Genomic DNA, 6,291 nt, shown 5'->3' on the forward strand with positions numbered 1-6,291 from the left:
GCCCGCGCTGGCGCCTGGCGTGCTGGCGGAGTACGGCGGGATCTACCAGGTCGACAAGAGCAACTACGTCACCATGGTGCCGCAGGATGGCACCCTGTACCGGCGCACCACGGGCGGGGGGTTCCGCCCGCTATCGCCGGCCGGGCGCGACACCTTTGTCGACACCGAGGTCGGCGTGCAATATGGGTTCCGGCGCGAAGCCGGGGAGATCGTCGGGCTGGACTATTCGCAAGGCGGCGCCGGCTATTCCGCGCTGCGCACGAAAGCGGCCGCGCCGGCGATTGCCGTCGCGCCGCTCGACAAGCAACAGGAATACGTTGGCCGCTATCGTAGCGAGCGGCTGATTCGCACGGACCTGATCTTTGATATCCGGGCTGAAAACGGGCAGCTCGGTGTGCGATCCGGAAACTGGCTGCGCAGGCCGGTGTTCCCGGTGGCAGCGCAGGCCGACCGCTTCGTCTACGAGAACGGACTTGCCCAACTCCAGTTCGAGCGCGATGCGGCGGGGCAGGTCACGGGCGTTGTCCTCTACGAGAGCGGTGTGATTCGCCTGCGCCGGATGCCTTGAGGCCGATGGCGTGCCCCGGGACGCCAACCGCCCAAAAAAAAAGCGCCCACGTTGCCGCGGGCGCTCTCCCAGCACTGCTATCGGGAAGTCAGAAACCTACTGCCTGTCCATCGCGCCGGCTGTCGCTGGCGGCCACATAGCCATGCTCGGCGTCTTCCGACAGGCGCCAGATGAACTGTCCCGAGCCGAAATCCATGTAGGGATCGTCGACCGACTTGAGCTGGTGGCCGCGTGCCTTGAGGCCCGCCACCACGGCCGGATCCATGGTGGATTCGATGTCCAGCGTGAAATCCCGGTTGACCTTCCAGCGCGGCGCGCAGCAGGCGGCCTGCGGCTGCTGGTTGTAGTCCACCATCCGCACCACGGTCTGCAGGTGGCCCTGCGGCTGCATGTCGCCGCCCATCACGCCGAAGCTCATCACCGGCTGGCCGTCCCTGGTGAGGAAGGCGGGGATGATGGTGTGGAAGGGGCGCTTGCCGCCAGCCACCACGTTGGCGGACTTCGGGTCCATCGAGAAGCCCACGCCGCGGTTCTGCAGGCTGATGCCGGTGCCCGGCACGACCACGCCTGAACCGAAGCCCATGTAGTTCGACTGGATGAACGAGATCATCATGCCGTTCTCGTCGGCGGCGGTCAGGTAGATGGTGCCGCCGACCTTGGGCATGCCGAAATTGAAATGCGTGGCGCGTTCCATGTCGATCAGCCTGGCGCGCGACTTCAGGTAGTCGTCGTCGAGCATTGCCTCGGGCGTGACTTCCATGCTGGCCGGGTCGGCCACATAGCGGTAGAGGTCGGCAAAGGCCAGCTTCATCGCCTCGATCTGCAGATGCTGGGACTCGACCGAATCCACCGGCAGCGAGGCCATGTCAAACTGGTTGAGGATGCCGAGCGCCACCAGCGCGGCAATGCCCTGTCCATTCGGCGGAATCTCGTGCAGTTCATAGCCGCGGTAGGACTTGCTGATCGGCTTGACCCATTCCGGCTTGTAGTTGCGCAGGTCGTCGGCCGTCATGGCGCCGCCGCATTCCTTGCTGAAGGCGGCGATCTTCCCGGCGATCTCGCCTTCGTAGTAATCGCGGCCATTGGTGGCGCCAATCTTGCGCAGCGTCTCGGCGGCGGCCTTGAGCGTGAATTTCTCGCCCACCTTGGGGGCGCGGCCATTCGGCATGAAGGCCTCGGCATAGCCGGGCTGGTCCTTCAGTTCGGGCACGGCGGCGGCCCACTTGTGCGCCACCACCGGTGGCACGGCGTAGCCGCGCTCGGCGATCTCGATGGCGGGCTCCATCAGTTCGGCGAAGGGGAGCTTGCCGAAGCGCTCATGCAGCGCGGCCCAGCCGGCGATCACGCCGGGCACGGTGACGGCGTCCCAGCCGCGCACGGGGCGGTTGGCGATGCCATTGGCGTCCGTGCCGTACTTGTTCTTGAAGTACTCGGGGTTCCACGCCGCCGGGGCTACGCCCGAGGCGTTCAGGCCATGCATTTCCTTGCCGTCCCACAGGATGGCGAAGGCGTCGCTGCCCAGGCCGCACGAGACCGGTTCGACAATGGTGATCGCCGCTGCTGCCGCGATGGCCGCGTCCACCGCGTTGCCGCCCTTGAGCAGCATGCGCAGGCCGGCCTGCGCTGCCAGCGGGTGCGAGGTGGACACCACGTTGCGCGCAAACAGCGGAATGCGCACGGAAGGGTAGGGATTGGTCCAGTTGAAGTTCTGCATGCTTGCCTCGGTTCGGTTCGCTCTCCTGGCGGGGATGCCGTGCCTGTCGGCCCGCCAGGATTCGCGCTTGTTCTGGCGCCCGCCTCCCGCATCGGCGGGAGACGGGGCGTACGGCGGAAGTCGCTGTGACTCCGGCGCCGTTATTCCACGGTGATCTTGCGGTCCTTGATCAGCTTACCCCAGCGCGCGCTGTCCTTCTTCACCATGGTGGCGAACTGCGCGGGCGTGCCGCCGACGGGTTCCGCGCCCAGCTTGCCGAGGCGTTCCTTCACGTCCGGCGACTGGATCGCCTTGTTGAATTCCGCATTGAGGCGGTTCACCAGTTCGGCCGGCATTTGCTTGGGGCCGTAGATGCCGAACCAGGTATCGGACTCGAAGCCCGGCAGGCCGGACTCGCTGACGGTGGGGATCTCGGGTGCCAGCGGCGAGCGCTTCAGGCTGGTCACGGCCAGTGCCTTGAGCTTGCCGTCCTTCACATGCGGCAGGCCGGAGACGATGCTGTCGAACAGGATCTGCACCTTGTTGGAGATCAGGTCGGGCACGGCCAGCGCGGTACCGCGATAGGGGATGTGCGTGATGAATACGCCGGCCTGCGCCTTGAAGGCCTCGGCGGTCAGGTGCACCACGGTCCCGTTGCCGCTGGACGCGTAGTTCAGTTCACCCGGATGCTTCTTGGCGTAGTCGATCAGTTCCTTGACGTTCTTTACCGGCAGGGTGTTCGGCACCACCAGCACGTTGGTGGCGATGGCCACCTGGCTGATCGGCGTGAAGTCGGTCTCGGTGTTGTACGGCAGGCGGGGGTTGATGTACGGCCCGATCGAGTGCGTGCTGGTGGTGGCGATCAGCAGCGTGTAGCCGTCGGCCGGGGCCTTGGCGGCCATGTCCGAGCCGATCGCGCCACCCGCGCCGGGACGGTTGTCGACCACGATCTGCTGGCCCATGTTGGTGCCCACTTTCTGCGCGATGGCTCGGGCCAGCAGATCGGTGGCGCCGCTGGCCGGGAACGGCACGATCAGGCGGATCGGCTTGTTCGGATAGGTGTCGGCGAGTGCCGGGACGGCGCTCAGCGCGATGCCGGTGGCGAGGCTCGTGCCAAACAGGCGCAGCCAGTGTTTCATGGTGATCTCCGGATCTGGAAGCAAGGCAGTGCGGGCCGGTGCCGGCCTTCGGGCAACACACCGCGCGGCTGGCGCGGCTGGTGGCGCCGGGTCTGCGTCGATGGCGCTGCGCATCATTATTCCGTGCGGACCATCATAATGAAAGCTAATATTTCTTTCTTATGTCTCAATATTTTCTTAAGTATCGGCGTGGCCGGTCAGCCTCTTTTCGCGAGCCTTTCCCATGAGCACCATCCGTTTCCTGCGCACTTTCGTTGCCGTGGCCGACCACGGTTCCTTTGCCGCCGCCTCCGAGCGGGTGGCGCTGACGCAGGCCGCGGTCAGCTTGCAGATGCGCGCGCTGGAGATGGAGCTGCGCCGCGAGCTGTTCGACCGGGGCGGCAGGGTGGTGGCGCTCAATGCCGGCGGCCGCGAACTGTTGCCGCAGGCGCGGCGCATGCTTGCGCTCTATGACGAGATGCGGCTGCCGCCCGAAGCGCCGGACGCGATGGCCGGCGCGGTGGCGGTGGGGGCGGTGGTCTCGGTGATGGGCGGGCTGTCGCATGTGGTGGCGCGCATGAAGCGCGAACACCCGGCGCTGGACGTGCGCCTGGTCGGCGCCAAGTCGATCGAACTGGCGGCGCAGGTGGAAGCGGGCGAGCTTGACGCGGCAATGCTGGTGGAGGGGACTGGCCGGCTGGCCGGCACCCTGGCGTGGACGCCGCTCTACCAGGAGCCGCTGGTGGCGATTGCAGGGCGTGACAGCCCGGGGGCGAACGCGCGCGAGGCGCTGGCGGCCAACCCCTTCCTGCGATTCGACCGCGGCCAGCGCACCGGCTTGCTGGTGGAGCGGGCGCTGCGCCGCGCGCACCTGCGCGTCAACGAGTTCCTGGAACTGAACTCGATCGAGGCGCTGGTCGAACTGGTGCGCCAGCAGGTGGGCGTGACCGTGGTGCCGCTCTTGCAGCGCGCGCGCTGGCTGGAGGACGAGGCCTTGCGCATCCTGCCGCTGGAAGTGGGCGGCGCCCCGGTGATGCGTACCATCGGCATGCTGGAGCGGCGCGACCATGCGCGCCGGCATGTCGCGGCGGCGGTGCGGGAGGCCTGCGCGGGATTATTCGATGCCCCCGGCGGCGATGGCGTGGCGGCGCAGCCGTGAGGCGAAGCGGCGCATCGGGCCTTGACTCTGCCCATAGGGGCAAGCCTTACCCTGCGAAACGCTCGTGGCAAGGTTGGCGATGCCAGGAGGGCTGGGGCAAGCATGCGGGATGCGGCTAGCGTTTCATACGGAATCAAGAAGGAGCGATGATGTTCATTGGAGAGATTTCCAGGCGCACGGGGGCTTCGCCGAAGGCGATTCGCCATTACGAATCGCTTGGCTTGCTCGGGCAGGTCACGCGCGCCGGCTCGTATCGCGTCTACACGGACGACGAAGTCAGGCAGGTGGGGCTGATCCGGCAGGCGCAAGCCCTCGGCTTCCGCCTGTCCGAGCTGCTCCCGGCGCTGGACGGGCGCACGCGGGAGCCAGACTGGCAAGGCCTCGCACGGCAGATCGACCACAAGCGCGCGAGCTTGCGCGTGGAAATCCAGCGGCTGCGCGGGCTGGACGCGCAGCTTGGCGAGATCGGCGCGGAGATCCGCGCGTGCCTTGACCTCAGCGGCTGGGGCGATGCCGGCGGGGAGGGCTCCGATCCGCCGCCGGGCGCGATGGACTGCCCGCGCGCTTGACTCTGCCATCAGGGGCAGGCTTTACCCTCGCGGCGTCAACCTTTCAGGAGAGCGTCGCTATGCGGCAGCGAATACTTGTGATTCTGGGTCACCCTTCAAACGATGGTTTCTGCGCCGCCATCGCCAGCACCTACATGGCCTCCGCCGAGGCGGCGGGACATGAAGTCCGCCTGCTCCGCCTTGGCGCGCTGCGCTTCGACCCCATCCTGCATGCGGGTTACAGGGAGATCCAGGACCTGGAGCCCGATCTGGTGCAGGCGCAGGAAGCCATTGCCTGGGCCCGCCACCTGGCTTTTGTCTTCCCGATCTGGTGGGGTGGGGTGCCGGCCCTGCTGAAGGGATTCCTGGACAGGGTCTTGCTGCCCGGGTTTGCCTTCAAGTACCGCGCCGGCAAGCTGTTTCCCGATCAGCTCCTGAAGGGCCGCACTGCCCATCTTCTCGTGACGATGGATACGCCGCCCTGGTATTTCAGATGGGTCTACCGCATGCCGGGTATCCAGCAGATGAAGAAGAGCACGCTGGCGTTCTGCGGGATCAGGCCAGTCAGGACCGTGGCCTTCGGCCCCGTGCTGGGGTCGGCGGCGGGGCAGAGGCAGGCGTGGCTGGGGCGGGCCAGTTCGCTTGCCGCGGGCGTCCGGGCGTAAGTAAGTGAGGCAGGCATAAAAAAAGGTGCCTGGCGGCACCTTGAGGGTCTTGCTGGCAGGGTCGCTCGCGGCCGGCACGTTGGCTGGCCGCGGGACCTGCTGGATTATTCTTCCTGGAACGCTTCTTCGCGCTTGTTCTTGATCGACGGCAGCGCCACGATCAGCACCAGCACGGCGGCCGCGATCAGCAGGCCGAGCGACAGCGGACGGGTCACGAACACCGTGAACTCGCCACGCGACAGCAGCAGGGAGCGGCGGAAGTTCTCTTCCATCATCGGTCCCAGCACGAAGCCCAGCAGCAGCGGAGCCGGCTCGCACTTGAGCTTGATGAACAGGTAGCCGATCACGCCGAAGGCCGCGGTCTGGAACACGTCGAAGGTGGTGTTCTGGACCGAATACACGCCGATGCAGCAGAAGGTCAGGATGGCCGGGTACAGGTAGCGGTAAGGCACCTTGAGCAGCTTGACCCAGATCCCGATCAGCGGCAGGTTCAGGATGATCAGCATGAAGTTGCCGATCCACATCGAGGCGATCAGGCCC

Annotated in this window: 6 protein-coding genes and 1 pseudogene; 4 read left to right on the forward strand and 3 right to left on the reverse strand. The window is 66.6% G+C overall.

Annotated features, from left to right (window positions below):
* A pseudogene (locus CF70_RS36565) lies at nucleotides 1–568 on the forward strand (hypothetical protein); the annotation flags it as partial.
* An 88-nt stretch (nucleotides 569–656) separates the two neighbouring features.
* On the opposite strand, the gene ggt reads toward CF70_RS36565, so the two are convergent.
* Both ggt and CF70_RS10960 read right to left on the reverse strand, forming a co-directional pair.
* Complete coding sequence (gene ggt, locus CF70_RS10955) at nucleotides 657–2,282, reverse strand: gamma-glutamyltransferase (protein WP_035864043.1); 1,626 nt, start codon at nucleotides 2,280–2,282, stop codon at nucleotides 657–659.
* Between the two features lie 140 nt (nucleotides 2,283–2,422).
* Complete coding sequence (locus CF70_RS10960; RefSeq protein WP_035864044.1) at nucleotides 2,423–3,400, reverse strand: Bug family tripartite tricarboxylate transporter substrate binding protein; 978 nt, start codon at nucleotides 3,398–3,400, stop codon at nucleotides 2,423–2,425.
* 223 nt (nucleotides 3,401–3,623) lie between these two features.
* Between CF70_RS10960 and CF70_RS10965 the strand changes: the two genes are divergently transcribed.
* From CF70_RS10965 to CF70_RS10975, 3 genes are all read left to right on the forward strand, one after another.
* On the forward strand, nucleotides 3,624–4,538 hold the full coding sequence (locus CF70_RS10965) for a LysR substrate-binding domain-containing protein (RefSeq protein ID WP_035864047.1): 915 nt from the start codon (nucleotides 3,624–3,626) through the stop codon (nucleotides 4,536–4,538).
* A 146-nt stretch (nucleotides 4,539–4,684) separates the two neighbouring features.
* Nucleotides 4,685–5,107 (forward strand): MerR family transcriptional regulator, encoded by a 423-nt coding sequence (locus CF70_RS10970; RefSeq protein ID WP_051648245.1) that lies wholly within the window; start codon nucleotides 4,685–4,687, stop codon nucleotides 5,105–5,107.
* Between the two features lie 59 nt (nucleotides 5,108–5,166).
* A complete protein-coding gene (locus CF70_RS10975; protein WP_035864050.1) occupies nucleotides 5,167–5,751 on the forward strand; it encodes an NAD(P)H-dependent oxidoreductase in 585 nt (194 codons plus the stop codon).
* Between the two features lie 104 nt (nucleotides 5,752–5,855).
* Here the strand turns inward: CF70_RS10975 and CF70_RS10980 are convergent.
* On the reverse strand, nucleotides 5,856–6,291 hold a 436-nt coding region (locus tag CF70_RS10980), incomplete at its 5' end, for a tripartite tricarboxylate transporter permease (protein ID WP_200876728.1).

This window comes from Cupriavidus sp. SK-3, assembly GCF_000611145.1.
Classification (GTDB): domain Bacteria; phylum Pseudomonadota; class Gammaproteobacteria; order Burkholderiales; family Burkholderiaceae; genus Cupriavidus.

Bases quoted from the DNA above. Each gene is read 5' to 3' on its own strand.
- ggt (WP_035864043.1), bottom strand. From the start codon at position 2,282: ATGCAGAACTTCAACTGGACCAATCCCTACCCTTCCGTGCGCATTCCG.
- CF70_RS10975 (WP_035864050.1), top strand. From the start codon at position 5,167: ATGCGGCAGCGAATACTTGTGATTCTGGGTCACCCTTCAAACGATGGT.
- CF70_RS10965 (WP_035864047.1), top strand. From the start codon at position 3,624: ATGAGCACCATCCGTTTCCTGCGCACTTTCGTTGCCGTGGCCGACCAC.
- CF70_RS10970 (WP_051648245.1), top strand. From the start codon at position 4,685: ATGATGTTCATTGGAGAGATTTCCAGGCGCACGGGGGCTTCGCCGAAG.
- CF70_RS10960 (WP_035864044.1), bottom strand. From the start codon at position 3,400: ATGAAACACTGGCTGCGCCTGTTTGGCACGAGCCTCGCCACCGGCATC.